The sequence below is a fragment of the Nocardia jejuensis NBRC 103114 genome, assembly GCF_001613145.1.
Classification (GTDB): Bacteria; Actinomycetota; Actinomycetes; order Mycobacteriales; family Mycobacteriaceae; genus Nocardia; species Nocardia jejuensis.
On the sequence record NZ_BDBU01000005.1, the window covers coordinates 109,638 to 132,757 of the forward strand.

Annotated in this window: 22 protein-coding genes, 1 tRNA gene and 1 other RNA gene; 7 read left to right on the top strand and 17 right to left on the bottom strand. The window is 66.5% G+C overall.

The window, feature by feature from the left end:
- Window positions 1-188: 188 nt before the first annotated feature.
- The 5 genes from NJ1_RS03980 to NJ1_RS04000 all read right to left on the bottom strand — a co-directional run bounded on the left by NJ1_RS03980 (window position 189) and on the right by NJ1_RS04000 (window position 6,632).
- Window positions 189-1,010 carry a YceI family protein gene (locus NJ1_RS03980; RefSeq protein ID WP_067687569.1) on the bottom strand — a complete coding sequence of 274 codons (822 nt, stop codon included), beginning with the start codon at window positions 1,008-1,010 and terminating at the stop codon, window positions 189-191.
- A complete protein-coding gene (locus NJ1_RS03985; protein ID WP_067687571.1) occupies window positions 1,007-3,694 on the bottom strand; it encodes an MFS transporter in 2,688 nt (895 codons plus the stop codon). Before NJ1_RS03985 ends, NJ1_RS03980 begins: the two co-directional genes overlap by 4 nt.
- Window positions 3,695-3,705: 11 nt before the next feature.
- Window positions 3,706-4,194: a MarR family winged helix-turn-helix transcriptional regulator gene (locus NJ1_RS03990; protein WP_067687573.1), complete on the bottom strand. Its 489-nt coding sequence runs from the start codon at window positions 4,192-4,194 to the stop codon at window positions 3,706-3,708.
- A 183-nt stretch (window positions 4,195-4,377) separates the two neighbouring features.
- Entirely contained in the window at window positions 4,378-6,003 is a 1,626-nt protein-coding gene (locus NJ1_RS03995) for an MDR family MFS transporter (protein WP_067687575.1), read from the bottom strand.
- Window positions 6,000-6,632, bottom strand: a complete 633-nt coding sequence (locus NJ1_RS04000) for a TetR/AcrR family transcriptional regulator (protein WP_067687577.1) — start codon at window positions 6,630-6,632, stop codon at window positions 6,000-6,002. Before NJ1_RS04000 ends, NJ1_RS03995 begins: the two co-directional genes overlap by 4 nt.
- A 218-nt stretch (window positions 6,633-6,850) precedes the next feature.
- Here NJ1_RS04000 and NJ1_RS04005 point away from each other — a divergent pair, with 218 nt between their 5' ends.
- On the top strand, window positions 6,851-7,789 hold the full coding sequence (locus NJ1_RS04005; RefSeq protein WP_084477753.1) for an undecaprenyl-diphosphate phosphatase: 939 nt from the start codon (window positions 6,851-6,853) through the stop codon (window positions 7,787-7,789).
- On the opposite strand, the gene NJ1_RS04010 is transcribed toward NJ1_RS04005, so the two are convergent.
- Window positions 7,782-8,084 carry a WhiB family transcriptional regulator gene (locus tag NJ1_RS04010; protein ID WP_084477721.1) on the bottom strand — a complete coding sequence of 101 codons (303 nt, stop codon included), beginning with the start codon at window positions 8,082-8,084 and terminating at the stop codon, window positions 7,782-7,784. The two genes, NJ1_RS04005 and NJ1_RS04010, sit on opposite strands and share 8 nt — an antisense overlap.
- A gap of 169 nt (window positions 8,085-8,253) precedes the next feature.
- Complete coding sequence (locus NJ1_RS04015) at window positions 8,254-8,454, bottom strand: hypothetical protein (RefSeq protein ID WP_067687581.1); 201 nt, start codon at window positions 8,452-8,454, stop codon at window positions 8,254-8,256.
- A gap of 110 nt (window positions 8,455-8,564) precedes the next feature.
- Here NJ1_RS04015 and NJ1_RS04020 point away from each other — a divergent pair, with 110 nt between their 5' ends.
- The 5 genes from NJ1_RS04020 to NJ1_RS04040 all read left to right on the top strand — a co-directional run bounded on the left by NJ1_RS04020 (window position 8,565) and on the right by NJ1_RS04040 (window position 13,109).
- On the top strand, window positions 8,565-10,247 hold the full coding sequence (locus NJ1_RS04020; RefSeq protein WP_067687583.1) for an ABC-F family ATP-binding cassette domain-containing protein: 1,683 nt from the start codon (window positions 8,565-8,567) through the stop codon (window positions 10,245-10,247).
- Window positions 10,248-10,464: 217 nt separating this feature from the next.
- Entirely contained in the window at window positions 10,465-11,610 is a 1,146-nt protein-coding gene (locus tag NJ1_RS04025; RefSeq protein WP_422615733.1) for a serine hydrolase domain-containing protein, read from the top strand.
- 202 nt (window positions 11,611-11,812) lie between these two features.
- On the top strand, window positions 11,813-12,502 hold the full coding sequence (locus NJ1_RS04030) for a DUF899 domain-containing protein (protein WP_067687585.1): 690 nt from the start codon (window positions 11,813-11,815) through the stop codon (window positions 12,500-12,502).
- 89 nt (window positions 12,503-12,591) lie between these two features.
- Entirely contained in the window at window positions 12,592-12,858 is a 267-nt protein-coding gene (locus NJ1_RS04035) for a type II toxin-antitoxin system Phd/YefM family antitoxin (protein WP_067687586.1), read from the top strand.
- On the top strand, window positions 12,855-13,109 hold the full coding sequence (locus NJ1_RS04040) for a Txe/YoeB family addiction module toxin (RefSeq protein ID WP_067687587.1): 255 nt from the start codon (window positions 12,855-12,857) through the stop codon (window positions 13,107-13,109). The genes NJ1_RS04035 and NJ1_RS04040 overlap by 4 nt, the downstream gene beginning before the upstream one ends.
- A gap of 43 nt (window positions 13,110-13,152) precedes the next feature.
- On the opposite strand, the gene ssrA is transcribed toward NJ1_RS04040, so the two are convergent.
- The 10 genes from ssrA to NJ1_RS04090 all read right to left on the bottom strand — a co-directional run bounded on the left by ssrA (window position 13,153) and on the right by NJ1_RS04090 (window position 22,199).
- Window positions 13,153-13,523, bottom strand: a transfer-messenger RNA (tmRNA) gene (gene ssrA / locus NJ1_RS04045).
- Between the two features lie 124 nt (window positions 13,524-13,647).
- Window positions 13,648-14,124: an SsrA-binding protein SmpB gene (gene smpB / locus NJ1_RS04050; RefSeq protein ID WP_067687589.1), complete on the bottom strand. Its 477-nt coding sequence runs from the start codon at window positions 14,122-14,124 to the stop codon at window positions 13,648-13,650.
- Window positions 14,125-14,436: 312 nt separating this feature from the next.
- A tRNA-Glu gene (locus tag NJ1_RS04055) sits at window positions 14,437-14,509 on the bottom strand.
- Window positions 14,510-14,769: 260 nt separating this feature from the next.
- Window positions 14,770-16,941, bottom strand: coding sequence for a DNA helicase RecQ (gene recQ, locus NJ1_RS04060; RefSeq protein WP_067687881.1), 2,172 nt, complete (start codon window positions 16,939-16,941; stop codon window positions 14,770-14,772).
- Between the two features lie 280 nt (window positions 16,942-17,221).
- Window positions 17,222-18,127, bottom strand: coding sequence for a permease-like cell division protein FtsX (ftsX, locus tag NJ1_RS04065; RefSeq protein WP_067687591.1), 906 nt, complete (start codon window positions 18,125-18,127; stop codon window positions 17,222-17,224).
- Window positions 18,127-18,816 (bottom strand): cell division ATP-binding protein FtsE, encoded by a 690-nt coding sequence (gene ftsE, locus NJ1_RS04070; protein ID WP_067687593.1) that lies wholly within the window; start codon window positions 18,814-18,816, stop codon window positions 18,127-18,129. Before ftsE ends, ftsX begins: the two co-directional genes overlap by 1 nt.
- A 57-nt stretch (window positions 18,817-18,873) precedes the next feature.
- A complete protein-coding gene (locus NJ1_RS04075) occupies window positions 18,874-19,050 on the bottom strand; it encodes an Rv3103c transmembrane domain-containing protein (RefSeq protein WP_157573737.1) in 177 nt (58 codons plus the stop codon).
- Entirely contained in the window at window positions 19,040-19,900 is an 861-nt protein-coding gene (locus NJ1_RS04080; protein ID WP_067687597.1) for a mechanosensitive ion channel family protein, read from the bottom strand. Before NJ1_RS04080 ends, NJ1_RS04075 begins: the two co-directional genes overlap by 11 nt.
- Window positions 19,901-19,906: 6 nt before the next feature.
- On the bottom strand, window positions 19,907-21,031 hold the full coding sequence (gene prfB / locus NJ1_RS04085) for a peptide chain release factor 2 (RefSeq protein WP_067687882.1): 1,125 nt from the start codon (window positions 21,029-21,031) through the stop codon (window positions 19,907-19,909).
- A 310-nt stretch (window positions 21,032-21,341) separates the two neighbouring features.
- Entirely contained in the window at window positions 21,342-22,199 is an 858-nt protein-coding gene (locus tag NJ1_RS04090) for a helix-turn-helix domain-containing protein (RefSeq protein WP_067687598.1), read from the bottom strand.
- A gap of 143 nt (window positions 22,200-22,342) precedes the next feature.
- Here NJ1_RS04090 and NJ1_RS04095 point away from each other — a divergent pair, with 143 nt between their 5' ends.
- The gene (locus NJ1_RS04095; RefSeq protein WP_067687599.1) at window positions 22,343-22,939 is read left to right on the top strand and encodes an NADPH-dependent FMN reductase; all 597 of its coding nucleotides are present in this window, start codon (window positions 22,343-22,345) and stop codon (window positions 22,937-22,939) included.
- Window positions 22,940-23,120 lie beyond the last annotated feature (181 nt).

Sequence of the window (23,120 nt, forward strand, 5' to 3'; positions counted from 1 at the left end):
GTCCGGATTCCCCTGATCCGCACGTCGATTCGACGAACCTACAACGTCCGCAAACATTCAGCAACCTGAACGCATATCGACCTTTCGGAACATCCCGGACCATGAACCCCGAATGCCCGGTCCGAATGGACCGGGCATTCGCACGAGCGCAGGCGGGAGCGGCATTACGCCGGTTACCGGGCGGGCGGTTACAGGGCGGGCAGATTCTCGCCCTGCACCAACTCGATATCGAGCTCCACCTTGACCGTGGTGCCGACCGCGGCGATCCCCGCGCGCACGACGGCGTGATAGTCGATGGCGAAATCATCGCGATGCAACAGCGTTTCGGCATGGAAGGCGGAGCGGGTTCCACCCCAGGGATCGGGCCCGTAGCCACCGTAGGTCACCGCCAGATCCACCGGCCGGGTGTGACCGTGCAGGGTGAGATCGCCGGGCATCACCCAGGTGTCGGCCCCGGTGCGGCGAAAACGCTTGCCGGTGAAGGTGATCAGCGGAAAGTTCTCGACATCGAGGAATTCCGCCGAGCGCAGGTGCGCGTCGCGCATGCCGATTCCGGTGTCCACGGTGGCCGCCTTGATCTCCGCGTATCCGGTGGACTGGTCGAAGGATTCGGCGATGTCGAGCCGCCCGCCCACCTCGGCGAAGCGGGCCCTGATACCGGCGATGCCGAGATGACGCGCGGTGACGATGACCGTCGAATGCATCGGATCGATCGTCCACGGCCCAGGCGGTGGGGTGCTCACCGCATCCACCTCGGGCACCAGCCAGATCTCGCCGAGCGATCCGGTGCCGCCGGCGGAGATGCGCGCCAGCTGCGCGACCGGCTGATGCCCGGGCGCGGTGACCACGGCCGTATGCGTGCCCGGCGGCAACGGTTCGGTGGCCGCGTCCCCGGTGGTACCGGCCATCGCGCGGGCCAATTGCCGCCCGCTCAGATCGGTGACGGTCAGCACCGCCCCCGGTACCGGCCAACCCTCCGCGCTGCGGATCCGTGCGGTGAGACCATTCATGACAACTCCGTGAACCGTTCGGCACCAAAGGGTTCCAGCGACTCCGCGTCGTATCCGAGTTGGATGTCGTGCTCGGCCTCGCCGCCGGCGAGACGCACCCGGCTGGTCATCGGAGGATACCCGCGGGCAACGATCGTGTACCCGCCCTCGGCCAGATCATTCACCGCGTACCGCCCGTTCTCGTCGGTCCGAGTGGTGCCGATCGGGGTGCCGTCCTCGTCCAGAATCGTCACCGAGGCGTCCGGCACAGCGCGATCGTCGGCCCGGACGGTGCCGGTCAGTACCGCCATCGGGGTCAGTTCGAGATCGAAACGCAGCAGGCCGCTTTCGGGCACCACCAGCGTCGTGGCGGTCGGGCGCACGTGCGCCGCCGCCGCGACGAGCGTATAGGTCCCTGCCCCGATGCCGTGGCAGAGGTACCCGCCGTCGGCCCCGGTGACCGCGGCACCGACCACGTCTCCCAGCAGATCGGTGAGCGTGATGGACGCGCCCGGAAGCGGTTCGCCCGAACCCGCGGTGCGCACGGTCCCGGACAGTTCCCCCGAACCCTGCAGGACCACATTGCGATGCTGGGCGCCCTCTTGCACGGTGATGTTCTCCGCGGTCGGCAGATTCCCGCTCGCCGAGACGATCAGCACGAAGCTGCCGCCCGTGGGCGGCTCGATCAGATATCCGCCCTCGCTGTCACCGGTGGTGCGCGAAACCTGTTGCCCGCGTTGATCGATCAGCGTCACCGCCGCATTGGGCACCGGCCGGCCGTCCTCGCGCTGAATCCGCCCGCCGATCGAGCGACCACCGCTCACCGCGCTCACCACCGGCAACGTCGCGGTCGCGGAAACCCCGGAAACATGATGTGCGCCATTGCCGTTGACCCCGTTCACTCCCGAGACAGCTCCCATCGAGCTGTCGACAACCATTGCGTGCGAACGATCGGCCCCGGCACTGTCGGCCGCCGTCTCGGATCGAGGGTCGTGTACACCGGCGACACTGCGGTGTTCCGCGGCCAGTACCGGTTCCGGCTGCGAGATCGCCTGCGCCGCACCCTCCCACACCTGCTCCTCGGCCCAGTCCGCCTCGGCCGCGCGCTCGGGATCGGCGGGCGCGGGTTGGGCGGGGGCGGAGTCCTGCAGCGGAATCTCCTTCATGAACAGCAGCACCACGCAGGCCACCAGCGCCACCCCGGCCGTCGCCCAGAACACGCCGTGCATCGAATTGGTGAAGCCGATCAGGATCGGATCGCGCACCGGCGCCGGAAGTGCCGCGATACCAGCCGTATTCGACTGCACGCTGCTGAGCTTCGAGGTGTCGAATCCCGGCGGCAACTGACCGCCGAACGCCTCGGTGATCTTGCGCGGCAGCAGGTTGAACAGGATCGTCAGGAACACCGCGACGCCCAGCGTGCCGCCGACCTGACGGAAGAAGGTCGCCGACGCGGTCGAAACGCCCATATCGGTGCGCGGCCCGGCGTTCTGCACCGCGATGATCAGCGTCTGCATACAGAAGCCCAGCCCGAGGCCGATGAACCCGCCGAACAGCAGCGGCTGCCACAGCGCGGTGTCGAAATGCACCGTCGCGTACAGCACCGCGCCGCACGCCACGATGAAGGTCCCGATCACCGGCAGGATCTTGTAGCGCCCGGTGCGCTTGGTGACCTGGCCCGAGGTCAGCGAGCCGATCATGATGCCCGCCACCAGCGGCAGCATCAACAACCCGGCCTTGGTCGGGGAGAAACCGCGCACCACCTGCATGTACAGCGGCACCATCGAGATCGCGCCGAACATGGCGATTCCGACGATGAAACCGCCCACGATGCACACCGTGAAGGTGGAATTGCGGAACAGCCGCAACGGAATCAGCGCCGAGTCCTTCATCAGGTGTTCGACGAACAGGAACAGCACCAGCCCGACCACGCCGATGGCGTAGCAGGCAATCGCCCGGCCCGAGCTCCAGCCCCAGCCGCGGCCCTGTTCGGCGACGATCAGCAGCGGCACCACGCAGATGGCCAGCGCGACCGCACCGCCCCAGTCCACCTTCAACTTTCGCCGCTGATGCGGCACATTGAGCACCTTGGCGACGACGACCAGCGCGAGCACGCCGATCGGCACGTTCACCAGGAACACCCAGCGCCAGCCCTCGAGTCCCCACAGCCGATCGAATCCGGAGAGCCAGCCGCCCAGCACCGGCCCGAGCACGGTGGCGATGCCGAAGGTCATCATGAAGTAGCCCTGGTATCGCGTGCGTTCGCGCGGCGCGACCAGATCACCGATGATGGTCATGGCCAGCGACATCAGGCCGCCGGCGCCCAGTCCCTGGAACGCGCGGAACCCGGCCAGCTCGTACATCGAGGTGGCGAAGGTGCAGGCCGTCGAGCCGATGACGAACAGCGCGATCGCGGTGAGATAGAACGACTTCCGGCCGTAGATGTCGGCCAGCTTGCCGTAGAGCGGCGTGCTGATCGTGGCGGTGATCAGGTAGGCCGTGGTGGCCCAGGCCTGCTGATCGAACCCGTGCAGGCTGTTGGCGATCTTCACGATCGCCACGCTCACGATGTTCTGGTCCAGCGCTGCCAGGAACATCCCCAGCAGCAGTCCGGACAGGATGGTGAGGATCTGCCGGTGCGACATTTGCGGCGGCGGCGCACCCGCCTGCACGTCCGGCGACGCCTCGATGGTCGCAGTTGCCATGTGTCGTTGACCTATTTCGATTCGATTGGTGCGGTGGTTGTTTCGATGTCACCGGCGAGTCGCTCCAGCAGTCCGACCAGCGTCGATCGGTCGGTCTCGGGCCACTCGGCCAGCACTCCGGCCAGCCACTGAGTGCGCAGCCGACGGTTCTCGGTGAAGACCCGCTCCCCCTCCGCCGTGGCGGTCAGCACGCACACCCGGCCGTCGATCGGATCGGCTCCGCGCTCGACCAGCCCATGTGCGACAAGACTTCTGGTCTGCCGGCTGATCGTCGAGATTTCCGCGTGCAGCAGTTCGGCGAGCTTCCCGGTGCGTTGCGGGCCCTCGTGCACGAGGCAGAACAGGACCGCGTACGCGACTTGTTCGAGCCCCTCCGGGCCATGCTTGAGCACACGGTGTTTCGCTCGGCCGATCGCGCGCATGAGCCGAACCAATTGGGCGCCCAGAAGATCGGCGTCCGACTCGGTGGTGGTACCGGGATCACGGGCGTCTACGGCCATGATCGGTGTCCTTCTCCGTGCCAATTATTTACTTAGCTACTACAACTACTTGCTGTTGCCAACTATACACACGGCCGCGGCCGCCGTGAAGTAGCTGGTGCATTTGCGAAGTTTTCTCGAAACGGCTTGTCATGCAGCAACTCCCGGCCACCAGCGGTGACCGGGAGTTGTCCAGGGTATCGACTATCGCTTCTCGGTGAGCTCCGAATCCGCTCGCGGCGGATCCTCCGGCGCCATGACCGCCTCACCGCGCGCGACCATGCCCGCCTGATCGGACAGCGTCACCTGCGGAATGAACAGCGCCAGCACGAAGGCCAGGACCGCACCCGGAATCAGGTACCAGAACCCCGGCACCAGGGCATTCACGTAGGCATCCACGATCGCGTCGTGCAGACCGGCGGGCAGATGCTTGACCACCGACGGCACCAGGTTGCTCGGATCCAGACCCGCGCCGACCGCGTCGGCGCCGTGCGCGCGGAACGCGTCGGTGAGCCCCTCGGTCAGCCGATGCGTGAAGATCGACCCGAAGACCGCGACACCGATCGCGCCGCCCATCTCGCGGAAGTAGTTGTTGGCGCTGGTGGCCGTGCCGATCTGATCCGGCGTCACCGCGTTCTGCACCACCAGCACGATGATCTGCATGATCAGGCCCAGACCCGCGCCCATGGCGAAGAGCATGCCGCCGATGATCCACATCGAGGTGCCCGCGTTCAGCGTCGTGAGCCACAGCATGGCGCCCACGATGACCAGCGCGCCCAGCGGCGGATACACCCGGTAGCGGCCGGTCTTGGTGATCGCGGCCATGGAGGTGATCAGGGTGGCCATCATGCCGACCATCATCGGGATCAGCAGCAGGCCCGAGACCGCGGCGGACGCGCCGGTCGCCATCTGCAGGTAGGTCGGCAGGAAGCCGAGCGCGGCGAACATGACCAGGCCGACGATCAGGCCGATCGCGGAGGTCAGCACGAAGGTGCGATTGCGGAAAAGCCACAGCGGCAGCATCGGTTCCTGCGCCCGCGACTCCACCACGATGAACGCCGCGACCGCGAGCACCAGCGCCGCGATCATCGCGACGATCACCGTCGAACCCCAGGCGTACTGCTTACCGCCCCAGTCGGTGATCAGGATGAGCAGCGCGGTCGCCGAGGACATCAGGACCACACCGAGGTAATCGGGCTTGGTCTTGGGCCGATGGCTGGGGATCGAGAGGTAGCGCGAGGCGATCACCAGTGCGGCGATGCCGATCGGCACGTTCAGCCAGAAGCACCAGCGCCAGCCCGGGCCGTCGGCGAAGAAGCCGCCGAGCAGCGGGCCCGCGACCGAGGTGATACCGAAGATCGCGCCCATCGGGGCCATGTATTTGCCGCGATCCTTCGCGGGCACCACATCGGCGATGATGGCCTGCGCCAGGATCATCAGACCGCCGCCGCCCACGCCCTGCAGACCGCGGAAGGTGACGAACTCCCAGAAACCGGTGGAGGACGCGGCTCCGACCGAGGCGACCGTGAACACGGTGATGGCGAAAAGGAACAGCCAACGCCGGCCGAACAGGTCGCCGAACTTGCCGTAGATCGGCATGACGATGGTGGTGGCGAGCAGGTACGACGTTGCGGTCCAGGCCATCTGGGAGACGCCGCCCAGATCACCGACGATGGTCGGCATGGCGGTGCCGACGATCGTCTGATCGAGGCTGGCCAGGAACATCCCGGCGATCAGCGCCGAGAATATGAGCCAGATCCGCTTCTGGGTCAGGACGATCGGCGGCGCGGATCCCGTTGCGGCGGTGCCCGGTTCGGCGGTCGCGGTCATCTCTTTCTCCTGTCATCGGGACGGCGGAACAGGTCCGCGGCCATGGCGCCCTGCGCACGCAGGGCCTCGGCGAGCGTGCGGTCGGGATCCGCGGCCAGGGACCAGGCGGCCCGCGTGGTGAGGGTCGACATGATTCCGGCGGCGAGTCCGGCGAATTCGGGCGCGACGTGCCCGCCCGCGCGCGCGGCCAGCAGTTCCGCCAGCGTCGACTCGTGCTGCACCCCGGCCGCCACGAAGGCCGCCAACACCCGGGGCTCGGTCATGACGAGCTGGGTGACCAGCGAAATGCTTTCGCGTGCTTCATCTTCCGGCTCGTACGAGGAGACGTACAGCGCCGTCAGGTCGTCGATCAGCACGCCGGTCGGACCGCCCGCGATGAACTCCCGCTGTGCGGGTTCGGTGCCGATGTCCTCCACCGGACCGACCACCGCGTCCATTTTCGTGTCGTAGTAGTTGAAGAAGGTGCGCGGGGACACGCCGACCGCCTTGGCGACGTCGTCGATCGTCATGGCGTCGAGACCGTGCTCGAGCGCGAGGCGGCGGGCGGCCACGCACAGGTCGAGCCGGGTGCGCCGCTTCTTCTCCTCCCGCCATCCGACGGGCGTCTCGCCCTGCTGCTGTGGGGACATATCCAGAATTTAGCAGAAACTGCAATTTTTCAGTAATTGCAATTATATCTGGTTCGCCACACCTCGCTCGGCCGGCGCGACCCTGCCCTCGCGAGTCGGACCCGGCTCGGACATCCACGACGAATCGGACCAAAACTGTTGATTCACAGCATATTCGGAGGAAGGACCCGCCGTGCGAGGCCCGAAATCACCGATTCGCCATGCGAAACTCGTTCGCGATGCTCACTTACTTGGAAGCGACCGTCATCGGCGCGGTGCAGGGAGTCACCGAACTTTTCCCCATCTCCAGCCTCGGGCATTCGGTCCTGGTCGCCGCATGGCTGGGCGGCACCTGGACGGAACTGATCCACGACGACGAAACACCCCAGGACACACCGTATCTGGCATTCATCGTGGCCCTGCACGTGGCCACCGCGCTAGCGCTGCTGTGGCACTATCGGCACGACTGGTACGCGGTGATAACGGGATTCATGGAATCGCTGCGCACCCGCCGGGCGGAAACCGTCCCGCAGCGGATGGCCTGGCTGATCGTGATCGCCACCATTCCCGTCGGCATCCTCGGCCCGCCCCTGCAACACCCTCTGCACGAGCTGTTCTCCTCGCCGCTGGCCGCCGGAATCTTCCTCACCCTCAATGGCGTGGTCCTGGTGTTCGGCGAGGTCTTCCGGCGGCGCAACGCCCCCACCCTGGCCGAGTACGGCCGCCGATTCGCCCGCCACGAGAGTAGGCGGGCCGCGTTCAACACCGCGGAACTTCCACTGCTGCAGGCCGATCGGCCGCTGGCGGCCCTGACCGCGTTCGACGCGCTGGCCATCGGCCTGCTCCAGGCCGGCGCCCTGCTCACCGGATTCAGCCGCGCCGGGCTCACCATGGTCGGCGGCCTTTGGCGGGGGCTCAGTCACGAGCATGCCGCCAAATTCGCGTTCATGCTCGCCACCCCGGCCATCCTGGGCGCGGGCGTGCTGGATCTGCCCGACCTGATCGGCCCCGGATCACCGGGCCTGTCCGGTCCGATCCTGCTCGGGGCCTCGGTGTCCGGGTTCTCCTCGTGGCTGGCCGTGCGATACCTGGAGCGGCACTTCCGAACTCACACCCTGCTGGTCTTCGCGCTCTACTGTCTGATCGCCGGGACGCTCTCGATCCTGCACTTCAGCTGACGAGAGGTACAGCGCCGAGGTTCGTCCCGGCCTTGGCGCTGTACTCGAGCCGCTCGCGCGGATTCATGCCGCCCCAGATGCCGTGCCGCTGGTCGTTGGCCAGCGCGTATTCGAGGCATTCGCCCTGGACCAGGCAGGACCCGCAGACCTGCTTGGCCGAGCGGCTGGAGACGCCCTGGTCCGGGAAGAAGGCATCCGGGTCGGTCTGCGTGCACACAGCGAGCGCGTGCCAGCGCTCGAACCCGAGTCGGTGGTCACCGCGCTGTGGTGCGCCATCGATCTGCTGCTGGTTCATCGTCTTCCTCGATCACTAGCCCCTGAGCGTTCGCCAGTGGACGAACTTGTCGGGCTATACCCACAATTCGCGAGTTTCACCGCATGCGCCGATTCGGCTCGATGGCGTCATCGACGAACACGGGTCTGCCGGGACCGAGGGCGATCGGCGCAATCCCGACAAAGACCGCTCAGACGCGGCGACGACCCCAGCCTCTGCGCGAGCGACCCGCCCCTGAGGTCTGGATCCTCGAGCTGAACCCCGCCGAGTGCAGCGCCAGGGCCAGCAGACCGGCGATGACGAGCGCCTGCACCCCGATGGTCGTGGCCCATTTCACGAGTTCGATCAGTAGGGCGATGGCGAAAAGTACTGCGGCAGCGATAGCGAACATGTCCGGGCGATACCCACGATCGGCCGGTTACACCAGGATCGGCGCGACGGGTTTCGACCCGCCGCCGAATCGAGTTGTGTTGCTCGTGAACAACGGGTTGGCTGAAGCGCGTGGGTCACATAGAGGTCAGCGAGGTCGAGTACTTCCTTCCCGACGGGCGACAGCTGCTCGGCGGTGTCAGCTTCCGAGTCGGGGAAGGGGTCAAAGCGGCGCTGATCGGGCCGAACGGCACCGGCAAGACCACCCTGATTCGGATCATCGCGGGTGATATCGCCGCCGATGAGGGCGCGGTGAACAGGTCCGGCTCGCTGGGGATCATGCGGCAGTTCGTCGGTCAGGTGCGTGACGAGTCGACGGTGCGGGATCTGCTGCTGTCGGTGGCCCCGGCGAACATCGGCAAGGCGGCGCAGGCTTTGGATGCCAGCGAGAACGCGATGATCGAGAACGATACCGAGCGAACGCAATTCGCCTACGCGCATGCTCTCTCGGACTGGGCCGACGTCGGCGGCTACGAGTTCGAGGCGTTCTGGGACAAGGTGACCATGGCGGCGCTCGGCGTCCCGTTCGATCAAGCGAAGTGGCGCGCGGCGACCGCGCTGAGCGGCGGCGAGCAGAAGCGTCTCGTGCTCGAGGCGCTGTTCGCGGGCCCCGACGACGTGCTGCTGCTCGACGAGCCGGACAACTACCTGGACGTGCCCGGCAAGGAGTGGCTGGAGCGGACCATCGCCGAGTCGAGCAAATCCGTGCTGTTCATCAGCCACGACCGGGAGTTGATCGCGAACGCCGCGACCCGCATCATCACCCTCGAGCCCGGGATCAACGGTGCGACGGCCTGGGTGCACGGCGCGGGGCTGGGCACGTATCAGCAAGCGCGCGAGGACCGTAACGCCCGACTGGACGAACTGCGCCGCCGCTGGGACGAGGACCGCGCCAAACTCCGCGCGCTCGTGCTGCGCCTGCGGGAGAAGGCGAAATTCAACGACGGCGTGGCCGCGCGCTATCACGCCGCGCAGACCCGGCTCGCCAAATTCGAGGAAGCCGGTCCGCCGGAGGCGATTCCGCTGCTGCAGAACGTCACCGTCCGGCTGCGCGGGGGCCGCACCGGCAAGCGGGCTCTGGTCTGTTCGAACCTCGAGCTCACCGGGCTGATGAAACCGTTCGACACCGAGATCTGGTACGGCGATCGCGTTGCGGTACTGGGCTCCAACGGTTCCGGGAAATCACACTTCCTGCGCCTGCTCGCCGCCGGTGGCACCGATCCCGAACCCGAGCACCGCCCCATCCAGGCACTGGACCTGAGCCCGGTTCCACACTCCGGCACCGCCGTGCTCGGCGCCCGGGTGCGCCCCGGCTACTTCGCTCAAACCCACTCCCGCCCAGACCTTTCCGGCAAGACACTGCTGGAGATTCTGCACATGGGCAACGAGCACCGCGAGGGCATGGGCCGTGAGGCCGCCACCCGCGTCCTGGATCGCTACGAACTCTCCCGCTCCGCCGAGCAGCGCTACGACACCCTCTCGGGCGGTCAGCAAGCCCGCCTGCAGATCCTGCTGCTGGAACTCTCCGGCGTCACCATGCTGCTGCTGGACGAACCCACCGACAACCTCGACCTGCACTCCGCCGAAGCTCTCGAACACGGCGTGGCGGGCTTCGCCGGCACCGTCATTTCGGTCACCCACGACCGCTGGTTCGCCCGCACCTTCGACCGGTTCCTCGTCTTCGGTTCCGACGGAGCGGTGTACGAGTCGCCCACTCCGGTGTGGAACGAGAAACGCGTGCAGCGCGCCCGCTGAGGTCTGCCGCCTCCGGGGCTGACCGGCCCCCTGGTCGGCAGCTTCAGCGGCGGCTCGTGGACTGGTTCAGCGCTGGTCTCGAGCCGCGTTCGAGCCCGCGTCGCCCGAGGCAGCGCGGGCACAGGCTTCGGCGGCGGGGTCTGGTTTCGCTGGACACACCAGCGTAGATTCGGATAGCCGCAGTTCAGGCCGTTTCTTCGACGGAGGGGCCGCCGTGATCAACGCATCTCGATGCCGAGCGAGCACGATCCTGGTGATCATGTGCGCCGTGGTCGCGTGTGCCTGCGGATCGAGCACCAGCTCGGACACCTCCGATGCCGAGTCCCCGCAGGCGGTCGCGATCACCGACATCGTTCGCGCGAAGCTGGCCGAGCTCGGTCTCAGCGCGGCGGTGTACGGCGTGTGGCGCGATGGAAAGCAGGTCGCCGTCGGCGCGGAGGGCGGGTCACCACTGGGCGTGCCCGCCACCACCGATATGCGACTGCGGGTCGGTCAGCCGATGGAACCGATGCTGTCCACCGTGCTGTGGCAGCTGGACGGCGCCAGAACCCTCGGCATGGACGAGCCGATCGCGCGCTGGCTACCGGACTTCCCGCGCGCGGACAAGATCACCCCGCGCATGCTCGCGAACAGCACCACCGGCATCGCCGATTACGTCACCGACCCCGAATTCCTGAAACGCTTCGGCGACAACCCTTTCCACAGCTGGACCGCCCAGGAACTCCTCGATCTGGCCAATGCCCGGCCCCCACTCTTCGAACCGGGAACCAGCTTCGCCTACGCCCACAGCGACCTGGTCGTGCTCGGTGAGGTCCTGCAGAAGGCAGCCGGAAAACCACTGGGTGAGCTGATCTCCGACTACGTGCTGAGTCCGCTCGGCATGAAGAACTCCCACGTCATGGTGACCGCGCAGATGGACGAACCGATCCTGCACGGCTACACCGACGAGCGAAAAGTCTTCGAGGACGCCACCTTCTGGAATCCCACCGCATTCCTGCACAGCGGCAATATGAACTCCACCGTCACCGAGGTCGGCCGCTGGGTCCGCGCCCTCGGCAAGGGAGAACTTCTGCCCGACAGCCGATTCCAGCAGATGATGGCCCCCTCCACCGCCGGTCTCGGCCCGCTCACCGTCGACAAGTACTTCGCCTTCGGCGTCCCGCACCTGGGCCGCTGGCTCTTCATGAACCCGTCCTACGGCGGCTACAACGGCGTCGCGCTCTACGACACCGACACCGCCACAACGGTCGTCGTCTACGCCACGCTGGGCGCTACCTCCGACTCCGCGGTGAACAACGCCATCCCGATCGGCGTCTCCATCGCCACCCTCCTGGTCCCCGACAGCCCACCGCCGGTCCCCTGAACCGCGTCGGCAGTGCCTGGACCGCGGCGTCACGACCGTCCGGTCGGCGGCGAGGTGACCTGTCGCCCGGCGATTTGTTGCCCGGGGCGCGGCCGCCGATCACGCCTCGGACCGAGAACTCGCAGGGGCACCGATGAGTTCGCCGGGCGAGCACCGTCTAACCACTCAAGGACGACTCCGTGATCAGGTTCGGGAGGACCTCATGAGCACCGACGCACTGCCATCCGTAGTAGACGCCGCCACCTGGCAAAAAGAACTCGACGCCCTGCGTATCCGCGAGAAAGCCGCCACCCGCGAGCTCGACGCCATCGCCGCCCAGCGCCGCCGCCTGCCGATGGTCGAACTGCCCGACTACACCCTCGAGGGCGAAGAGGGCGAGGTCCGCCTCGTCGACATCTTCGAAGGCAAGCCCCAGCTCATCGTTTACAACCACATGTGGTTCCCCGGCAAGACCTGGCAGTGCGGCGGCTGCACCGGATTCACCTCGCAATACACACGATTGGAGTTCCTCGACAACTACGACGCCCGCTTCGTCATCGTCACCCAGGGCCCCATCGACGAGGCTCTCGCCTACAAACGCCGGGTGGGCAACAAGATGACCTGGTACTCCACCGCCAACAGCCCCTTCGGCGCGGACGTCGGCGCCCCACCCAACGCCGGCTTCGCCGTCAACGTCTTCCTCCGCCACAACGACACCGTCTACCGCACCTGGCACACCTCGGGCCGAGGCACCGAACAACTCTCCCACTCCTTCCCCCTCATCGACCTCCTCCCCTACGGCCGCCAAGAAGAATGGCAGGACTCCCCCACCGGCTGGCCCCAATCCCCCACCTACTCCCGCTGGAGCGACTCCGAAGACATAGCCGCCGCCTACGGCGACCCGAACGCCTAGTACACGAGTTGCAGCGATCCGCAGCGCGGTCTCGTTAACTCGTACCGGAATCCGGTACCATTGCGAGTGACACTGCGAAAGGGCCCGCCATGACCACCTTCTCCGCCAGCGAGGCACGCGCCAAGCTATATCCGCTCATCGAGCAGGTCAACGATGATGCCGTGGCAATCCACATCACCGGCCGCAAAGGCAACGCCGTTCTCATCTCAGAGGACGAATACAACGCCCTTCGCGAAACGCTCTACCTGCTGCGTTCCCCCGCGAACGCCGCGCGGCTCGCCCAGGGCATCGCACAGGCCGAAGCGGGTGACGTGGTCGAGGTGGACACGGATCGGCTCGCGAAAGAGCTTGAATGAAAGTGACTTTCGTCAAGGTCGCGTTCGAGGACTTCGAGCATTGGGTCAGCACCGACCGCAAGATGGCGTTGCGGATCATACGGTTGATCGGCGATATCCAGCGCGACCCGTTCGACGGACTCGGCAAGCCCGAGCCCCTGAAAGGCGACAAGTCCGGTTATTGGTCGCGGCGGATCAACGACGAACACCGCATCGTGTACTCGGTCGCAGGCGACACCATCACCGTCGTGCAAGCCCGCTACCACTATTGACCGACACGACAAAGGCCCGGTCCTGAGGGACCGGGCCTTTGTCGAGTGGAGCTGCCGGGAATCGAACCCGGGTCCTCCGCCGTGTTTCCAGGGCTTCTCCGTGTGCAGTTCGCGTCGTCTCTACTCGGATCTCTCAGTCATGCGAACAAGCCGAGATGACGATCCCAGTCGCTGTTCGATGTCCCGCCCGACGCCGCGACCGCGCCGGACGGTAGAGCCCTCTAGCTGATGCCAGGGACCGGGTCGAGGGCGAACCCGGGCTGACAGACACGCTTCGCTGCTTAGGCGGCGAGAGCGTAGTCGCGCTGATTGGAATCGGCGCTTATAAGGTTGCAGTGACGCTTACGGTGGTCTCCTGCCTGCACCGACACGCTTCCCCTGAATCAACGTACGCAGTCGAAACCGTTCAGCCCCGTACTGTTTCATCGATACAGATAAAACCGCCCGGCTCTCACCGGGCCACCCATACTAACACCGGGTTAACTGGAGATCATCCCGATATCCCGGCCGGGTCCCGCGCCAGGCGGGACCTGGACTTTCAGCGCGACATGCCCTTGATCCGGCGGCCGACCTCACGCGTGACCTCACGCTCGGCGGTGCGACGGGCCAGATCCTGACGCTTGTCGTAATCCTGCTTACCCTTGGCGAGCGCGATCTCCACCTTCACCTTGCCGTCGGCGAAGTACATCGACAGCGGAACCAGCGTCAGGCTGGACTCCTTGATCTTGCCGACCAGCTTGTCGATCTCACGACGGTGCAGCAGCAGTTTGCGGGTGCGTCGCGGGGCGTGGTTGGTCCAGGAGCCGTGCGAGAACTCGGGGACGTGCAGGCCGCGCAGCCAGATCTCACCGTCGTCGATGGTGGCGTAGGCGTCGACCAGAGACGCCTTGCCCTCCCGCAGGCTCTTCACCTCGGTGCCGACCAGCGCGATCCCCGCCTCGTAGGTGTCCAGGATCGAGTAGTTGTGCTTCGCCTTGCGGTTGGTGGCGATGACCTTGCGACCCTTTTCCTTCATAACGACCAACAATAATCAGCCGCGCCAACCGTTTATTCCGCGCGTATGCTCCAGGCCCGGCTGAGCGCGCCACGGTCCGACGCGACGCCCTTCGCCCTCGCTCACATCGGCATCTCCAGCAGATCCCGGAACCGCTCGGACACCGCCACCGTCACCGACACTCGGGCAGGTAACGCGTCGAAGGATCCGACCAGTTCGACAGCAATGCGGGCAGCTTCGGTTCCGGCAGCTCCCGGATCGCCTCGCGTCCCGCGCGACCACGGGCGCGCATGCGAAAGGCCCCCAACCGAATCGGTTGGGGGCCTTTCGAAGTAGTCCCGACGGGATTCGAACCCGCGCTACCGCCTTGAGAGGGCGGCGTCCTAGGCCTCTAGACGACGGGACCATGGTCACTGCGATCCGAGGACCGCTGCAGCTCCGAAAGCTTAACGCGCCGACGTCCAGCAACCAAATCCGCTGCGTACGACCCGAAGATCTCCGGGCGGGCGCACCCAACGAAACCCGGGACCGACCGGGCCTCGGACACACGGACAACCGAGGCACCGAGGCACCGAGGCACCGAGGCACCGAGGCACCGAGGCACCGAGGCACCGAGGCACCGAGGCAAGTCTGTCGACTACAGCAGCGCCCGCAACTCGAGGCGACTCACGCGTAGTCGGGCGGCATCTCGTCGAAATCCGGCGGAGCCTCGTCCGGCCACGGAACATCGTCGACGGCGGGCGCGGGCTGATTCCGGCTGGGCGCGGTCGCGCGGCCGGTGGAAGCAGTCCGCGACGACGGTGCGGACGTGGACGACTCGGATGCCGCCCGTGACCGCGAAGGCGGCAGGTCACCACCTGCGAGCCGGGATTTGCCCGGCTCGGCGGCCTGACGAGCTTTGACAGGCGCGGCCGTGCCGGCGGCGGCGCTCGCCGCCCCGGCATCACCCGCACCGCCCGTGATCACCTCCAGCACGCCCTCGCCGTACTTGGCCCGCTTGTTCTCACCGATCCCGGAGATCCCCGCCAGATCGCTCAGCGAGGCGGGCTTGCGCGAGGCGATATCGCGCAGCGTCGCGTCGTGGAAGACCACGTACGCGGGCACGCCCTGCTCCTTGGCGGTGGCCGCACGCCAGGCCCGCAGCCGCTCGAACAGATCCGCATCACCGGGAGCCAGATCAGCCGCGGGCCGAGAAGCCTTGCCGGACTTGGGCGCTCGCACCGCCTTCGTGCGTTCGGGCTCACGCCGCAGCATCACCTGACGGCCCTCGAACAGCACCTCGTTGCTGGCATCGGTGAGCGTCAGCACGCCGTAGTCGCCGTGCACCGCGAGCAGTCCCTGCGCCAGCAGCTGCCGCGCCACACCACGCCATTCGATGTCGCGCAGCTCGGTGCCGACGCCGAAGGTCTTGATCTCGTGGTGCGAATGCTGCTCGACCTTCGGATTGCGCTTGCCGACCAGGATGTCCACGATGTGCCCCGCGCCGAAGCTCTGTCCCCGCTCACGTTTGAGCCGCAGCACGGTGGAGAGCATCTTCTGCGCGGGCACGGTGCCGTCCCAGGATTCGGGGGCGTTCACACAGGTGTCGCAGTTTCCGCAGGCCTCGGCCGTCTCCTGGCCGAAGTAGGCCAGGAGCTGACTGCGGCGGCAACGAACGGTTTCGCAGAGCGCGAGCATGGCATCGAGATGCAGTTGCAGCTGACGCCGGTGCGCCGCGTCACCTTCGGAGGAGTCGATCATCTTGCGTTGCTGCACAACGTCACTCAGGCCGTACACCATCCACGCCGTGGAGGGCAGTCCGTCGCGCCCGGCGCGGCCGGTCTCCTGGTAGTACCCCTCCACCGATTTCGGCAGATCCAGATGCGCGACGAACCGCACATCCGGCTTGTCGATGCCCATGCCGAACGCGATGGTGGCGCACACCACCAGCCCGTCCTCACGCAGGAAGCGGGCCTGGTTGGTGGCGCGGGTCCGATTGTCCAGACCGGCGTGGTAGGGCACGGCTTCGACGCCGTTGGCGCTCAGGAACGCGGCGGTCTTCTCCACGGAGTTCCGCGAGAGGCAGTAGACGATGCCCGCCGCCCCGGGATGCTCCTCACGAATGAATGCCAGCAGTTGCTGCTCGGGCCGGTTCTTGGCCTCGATCCGGTACTGGATATTGGGCCGGTCGAAGCTCGCGACGAAATGCTTGGCCCCGCGAGTCGAACCCGCCGGCGCTTCGCGCAGGTCGAGCCGCTCGGCGATCTCCTTGCGTGTGGCGCCCGTCGCGGTGGCGGTGAGCGCGATGCGCGGCACATCGGGCCAGCGCTCGTGCACCATCGACAGCGCGAGGTAGTCGGGCCGGAAATCGTGTCCCCACTGCGAGACGCAGTGCGCCTCGTCGATCGCGAAGACCGAGATCTTGCCCTTGTCCAGCAACTGCGCGGTGGATTCCAGCCGCAACCGCTCGGGTGCGAGGTAGAGCACATCCAGCTCACCGGCCACGAATTGCGCCTCGACCGTGCGCCGTTCGTCCAGGGTCTGGGTCGAGTTGAGGAACCCGGCCTTCACACCGACGGCGTTCAACGCGTCGACCTGGTCCTGCATGAGCGCGATCAGGGGCGAGATCACCACGCCGACGCCGGGCCGCACCAACGCCGGAATCTGATAGCAGAGCGATTTACCGCCGCCGGTCGGCATCAGCACCAGCGCGTCGCCGCCGGCGATGACCTGCTCGACGATCGCCTGCTGCGGCCCACGGAAGCTGTCGTACCCGAAGGTCTTACGCAAAACCTGGTGTGCCGCATCACTTCCGACGGTTGCGTCGCCGACTCTGGTCTCGACCTCCGGTGCACTCACCCGCGCAATCTTACGGATGCCGCCCGACACCGCACCCGCCCTGGCGAACCTTCGCACCCCCGATGCCCCGGCGTGTCTGCCGAGCGTCGCGCCACGGATCTCACACGGGGAGAGCACGCCACCCGAGCGCATCGAGCGGGAACCGCCGGTGAGGGCAACGCCGCCGAATCCGTTCCGATCTCGATCGGCGTGCGCGACGCCCCCGCGACATGCGAGAGGGCTCCCGGCTACCGCGCCGAAAGCCCCCTTGCCCGCACACCCGCAACCCGCGGGCACACGATCACTCCCGCACGTAGAACCGCAGCGCCGCGTACGCCGCCAGGGCCGCGAACCCGATGCCGATCGGCGTCACCACCAACGCCACGGCGGCGATGTCATCGCCCGTGATCCGGGGCAGCACCTGATCGTTGAACAGACTCCCCAGCGCCCTGTTGATCACCAGCGGCTGCGCGATGAACAACCCGCCGACCGCCAGGACCGAACCGAGCAGCGCCGCCAGCACCGCCTCCAAGAGGAACGGCAGCTGCGTGTACCACCGCGTCGCGCCGACCAGCCGCATGATCCCGACCTCGGTCTTGCGAGCGAGCGCCGCGACCTGAACCATATTGGCGATCAACAACAGTGCCGCCAGCGCCTGCAGCGCCGCGAGCCCGAAGGCCGCGTTGCGCAATCCGACGAAGAAGCTGACCAGCCGGTCCACGATGTCCATATCGTTGAGCACGGTCATGACGCCCTCGCGTTTGGCGAAGTCGTCGTAGATGGACCGATACTCGGTGACGTCGTCCAGCTTCACCCGGAACGACGCGGGCAGTCCGTCCCGGCTGACCTCGTCGGCGAGCCCGGGCTGATCCTTGAAGGTGGTCTCCTTGACCTCCTTCACCGCGTCCTGGCTGTTCACGAATTGCACGCTGGTCACGTTGTCGTGCTTCTTCAGATCCGCGAAAAGCGATTTGCACGGATCCTGGGTGCAGTCCAGATCGGCCTTCGAGACATCGTCGTTCAGATACAGCCGGATCTCGACGCGCTGGACGTAGTAGTCCTGGATCTTGTCCGCCATGCGCACCGCGAGCAGACCGCCGCCGAGCATGGTCAGTGAGACAGCCGTGGTCAGCACCATGGCGATGGTCATGGTGATGTTGCGGCGCAGTCCGGTGAAGACCTCACCGAAGAGGAATCCGAAGCGCATTACCGGTTCACCCCGTACACACCCATTTCCTCATCGCGCACCAGACGGCCGCGGTCGAGTTCGACCACGCGACGGCGCATGGCGTCGACGATGGTGTTGTCGTGGGTGGCCATGACCACCGTGGTGCCCGTGCGATTGATGCGTTCGAGCAGCGTCATGATGTCCTGACTGGTTTCCGGGTCGAGGTTGCCGGTGGGTTCGTCGGCCAGCAGCACCAGCGGCCGGTTCACGAACGCGCGCGCGAGAGCCACGCGCTGCTGTTCACCGCCGGAGAGTTCGCCGGGCAGCCGGTCGGCCTTGCCCGCGAGCCCGACCATATCGAGCGCCTCGGGGACCGAACGCTCGATGAACGACCGAGATTTGCCGATCACCTCCAGGGCGAAGGCGACGTTCTGGTACACCGTCTTCTGTTGCAGCAATCGGAAGTCCTGGAAGACACAACCGATGCGCTGGCGCAGCTTGGGCACCTTCCGCGCGGGCAACCTGTCGACCTGGAAATCCGCGACCCAGACCTCGCCCGTGGTCGGGTTCTCGTCTTTGAGCAGCAAGCTCATGAACGTCGACTTGCCCGAACCCGAGGGCCCGATGACGAAGACGAACTCGCCTTTTCCGATATCGACGGACACGTTGTCCAGCGCGGGACGCGTCGAGGTCTTGTAGGACTTGGTGACGTTCCGCAGGGTTATCACGGCGAGTCAGTGTAGTCAGCACGGCGCGCCACGCCGCCACACCGCGCGGACAGCCCGTCAGCGCTTGGGCGGTTCGGCCTCGTTCGGCAGGTAGTTGCTGAGCATCGTGTTCACAATCGGCGTATAGCCCGGGTTGTCGCGTGTATCGGGCTTGACGAACATGTACAGCACGAACGTCGAGAGCCAGACCGTGATCAGGATCGCCGTGGACTTACGTGTTTTGTTATTCCGCACCAGCACTCAAACCCTCCCGGCGCAACGCCGCGGCGACTCGCACCCGCAACTCGCGACCGACTTCGAACTGTTTGCCCGGTAGCGTCCGGGCCACCATCTTGATGTTCATCTGATTGACGGTGAGATCTTCCACACCCATCACGCTGGGCTCGTCCAGCAGCAGCGACTTCAGCTTGCGATCGGCGAAGGCCTTCGCACCCACGTCGCGCAGAATCTCATTGATCTTGTTGATATCGGCGGTCGCGGGCACGGGGATATCGATGGCGGCACGCGCCCAATCCTTCGACAGATTCGTGACTTTCACGATCTGACCGTTCGGCACGATGATCACTTCGCCGTCCGCGCTGCGCAGAGTCGTGATGCGCAACGTGACGTCCTCGACGGTACCCTCGGCGTCCACCGAACTTCCAGTCACAGCGATGCGCACCACATCACCGAATCCGTACTGCCGCTCCGTGATCAGGAAAAATCCGGCCAGTAGATCCTGCACTATGCGCTGCGCGCCGAAACCCAGTGCGGCGCCGAGCACCGCCGCCGGGGCCACCAGGCCGCCGAGCTGGAATCCCAAGCGCTGCAATACTTCCAGCGATACCAGGAAGTACACCAGCGACAGCACGACCCAGGTGATCACCTGAGCCAGTGCGTGCCGATGTTTGGCCGCCTCCGTCCGCACCAGCGAATCGCTGCTGCGGAAGGAGGAGTCGATCCTGCGGGTGATCCGGTCGCGCACGAAAGTCGCTGCGCGCGAGAACAGCATCGCGCCGACGATCAGCAGCACGATCTCGAGACCGCTGGACCGGAACCAATTACCGAAATCGGCGCCGGTGCCCGCGGCGATGGTCGAAGTCATGCGTGATTACCCCTGGGTGGTCTGCTGCTCCCGCATCCGCCAGCGAATACCTGATTCGATGAATGCGTCGATGTCGCCATCCAGTACAGCGGTCGGATTGTTGACCTCGTAGGTGGTCCGCAGATCCTTCACCATCTGATAGGGGTGCAGGACGTAGGACCGCATCTGGTTGCCCCAGGATGCGCCCTCGTTGGTCTTGAGCGCGTCCATGGTGGCGCGCTCCTCCTGCCGCTTGCGCTCCAGCAGTTTGGCCTGGAGCACGCGCATGGCCGAAATCTTGTTCTGCAGCTGCGATTTCTCGTTCTGACAGGTGACGACGACGCCGGTCGGAATGTGCGTGAGGCGCACCGCCGAGTCGGTCGTGTTGACGCTCTGGCCACCGGGGCCCGACGAGCGGTACACGTCCACCCGGATGTCGCCATCGGGAATATCGATGTGGTCGGTGGTCTCGACCACGGGCAGCACCTCGACCTCCGCGAAGGAGGTCTGGCGACGGCCCTGATTGTCGAACGGGCTGATCCGCACCAGGCGGTGCGTGCCCATCTCGACCGAGAGCGTGCCGTAGGCGTAGGGCACCTTGATCGCGAAGGTCGCGCTCTTGATGCCGGCCTCTTCGGCGTAGGACGTGTCGTAGATCTCGACGGGGTACTTGTGCCGCTCGGCCCAGCGCACGTACATGCGCATGAGCATCTGGGCCCAGTCCGCGGCGTCCACGCCACCCGCGCCGGAGCGAATGTTGACCAGCGCCTCACGCTTGTCGTATTCGCCCGAGAGCAGGGTGCGGACCTCGAGGGCCTCCACGTCCGCGTGCACGGAAGCCCGCTCGGCATCGGCGTCGGCGAGCGCGGAGGCTTGCGCCGCGCCCTCCTCGTCCTCGGCGAGCTCGTACAGCACGGGCAGGTCTTCCAGGCGCTGACGCAGCTCCCGGACTCGGCGCAGTTCACTCTGAGCGTGGGACAACTCACTGGTCACCGCTTGCGCGTGCTCCTGGTTGTTCCAGAGCTCGGGGTCCGCTGCCTGGTGTTCCAGTTCGTCGATGCGACGAACGAGCTCCTCGAGGTCGATCACCGACTCGACCGTCTTGAGAGTCGTGTCGAGTTCGGCCAGATCAGCGGAGACGTCAGGATGCACGGTGCTCAAGGCTACCGTTCCTCTCTTCTGTGATGAAACAAAGGCGGGCCGAGCGCAGTCGCGGCGGCCGGGCGAGGCGTGCGGCTACCTGCCGCGGCGGACCGCGTGCGCGCAGGTGACAGCCGCACCCTGGTCAAGTCGGCGCGGCGGACGCGACGTCATACCTCGGAGCGGACCGAATTCGGAAGGTCGGCGTGCGCGCCCGCACAAGCCCGGGATCGGATGACCGTTCGGCCACCGAGATGCGTGAACGACCCTCTGCGCAGAGCGAATTGCGGAAGGCCGGGAAAAGCGGCCGGAGCGGTGCTCTTCAACCGGCGACGGCGCGAAGGCTTCCCGGTGTGCGGCCGATCAGGGCATCCAGGGCCGTGGCGCTGGCGTCATCGGCCGGGAGCTGAATGATCAAGCGCTGGTCGTCCTCGGCGGAGAGCTCGAGGCTCTCGTGCGCGAGGCGCAGCACACCGGCTTCCGGATGCACCAGCCGATCGACGCCGGTGGCCGGCGGAATTCCGGGGATGCGGGCAATCCGTCCGCTGAACTCCTCGCCGGCGACGAGAGTGAGTTCGTCGATGAGCGCGACCACGGCCGGGTCCGAACGGAACGGTCCCAGCTTGAGCGTCGCCACCACCTTGTCGGCGGTGTGCTCCCAGTCGGCGTGCATCTCCCGGGCGCGCGGTTCGGTGAAGATGTACCGCGCGTAGTTCGCGGGCAGTCCGTGATCGAACAGGCCCGCCGGGCCCATCAGGCGGCGGTAACCGTCGGTGCAGGCCAGCACCTCGCTGACCCGGTTGATCACGGCGGCGGGCGCGGGTTCGAGCTGCTCGAGGATGGCCGCGATGGCGGGGCGCACCACTCGAATGGGTTGCACACTGCCGTTGCAGGCGAAGCCGGGCGACTGCGATTTGGCCAGGCGGTGCAGGTGAACTCGTTCGCTGGGGGTCATGCTCAGCGCGGTGGCGAGCGCGGTCAGCACGGCCGAGGACGGATGCCGATCGCGGCCCTGCTCCATGCGGGTGATGTATTCGACGCTCACGCCCGCCAGCGTGGCGAGCTCGGAACGGCGCAAACCGGGCGTGCGGCGACGTGCACCGGTGGGCAACCCCACCTCGGCAGGTGAGACCGCCTCGCGCCGAATGCGCAGGAACAGGCCCAGCTCGTTGTCACTCACTCCTCGAAGGTACCAAGGCGCGCAAGTGTGAAAGTGGCCCTGCCACTACCACTCTCGAGGTGGTCTCCCTACGGTCCGGCGAACCCCGCAGAGTCGTTGTCGGCGGCCGTCCCGGTCGCCGGAAATTCTCGAAGGAGACCCTCATGACCAGCACACCTCTGCGGCTCGCGGTGATCATCGGCAGTGTCCGGGAGGGCCGATTCGGTCCCGTGGTGGCCGAGTGGTTCGCCGGGCAGGCCCGTGGGCACGGCGCGTTCGAGGTCGATCTGATCGATCTGGCCGACTATCAGCTGCCGCACGCGCTGCCCGCGGTCTCGCCGCTGATGGATCCGAATCCGGTGCGTCCGGGTCGCGGCGAGGAATTGGCGCAGCGGCTCAGCGACGCCGACGCCTTCGTGATCGTCACCCCCGATATCAATCGGAGCTTTCCGGCATCGGTGAAGACCGCCATCGACTGGCATTTCACACAGTGGAGTCGCAAGACCGTCGGTTTCGTCGGCTACAGCGGGCGTAGCGGCGGCCTGCTCGCGATCGAGGGGTTGCGCGCGGTGTTCAACGAGCTGCACGCGCACACGCTGCGTGAATATGTCTCGTTCCCACGCTTCTATCAGCTGTTCGGCTCCGATGGGCAGCTGCTGGAACCGGCCGAGCACGAGGCCGCGGCCACCGAGATGCTGGATCAGTTGCAGTGGTGGGCAACCGCACTCACCGGTGCGCGCACCGAAGCGGTACCTGCCTGAGTATCGGGCTCGCGCGGCAGGAAGATCATTTACCGACATCAGCCGCCCCGGCCCATCCGTCCGAGTTCGCGCACCCATCGGTCGGTACCTGCTCACCGTCGGAGTCGTGTTCACTCGCCGGGTGAACGGCGCTCGTGCCAGGCGGGACCGACTGCCGACAACGGCACGGCTGCGGGATGTT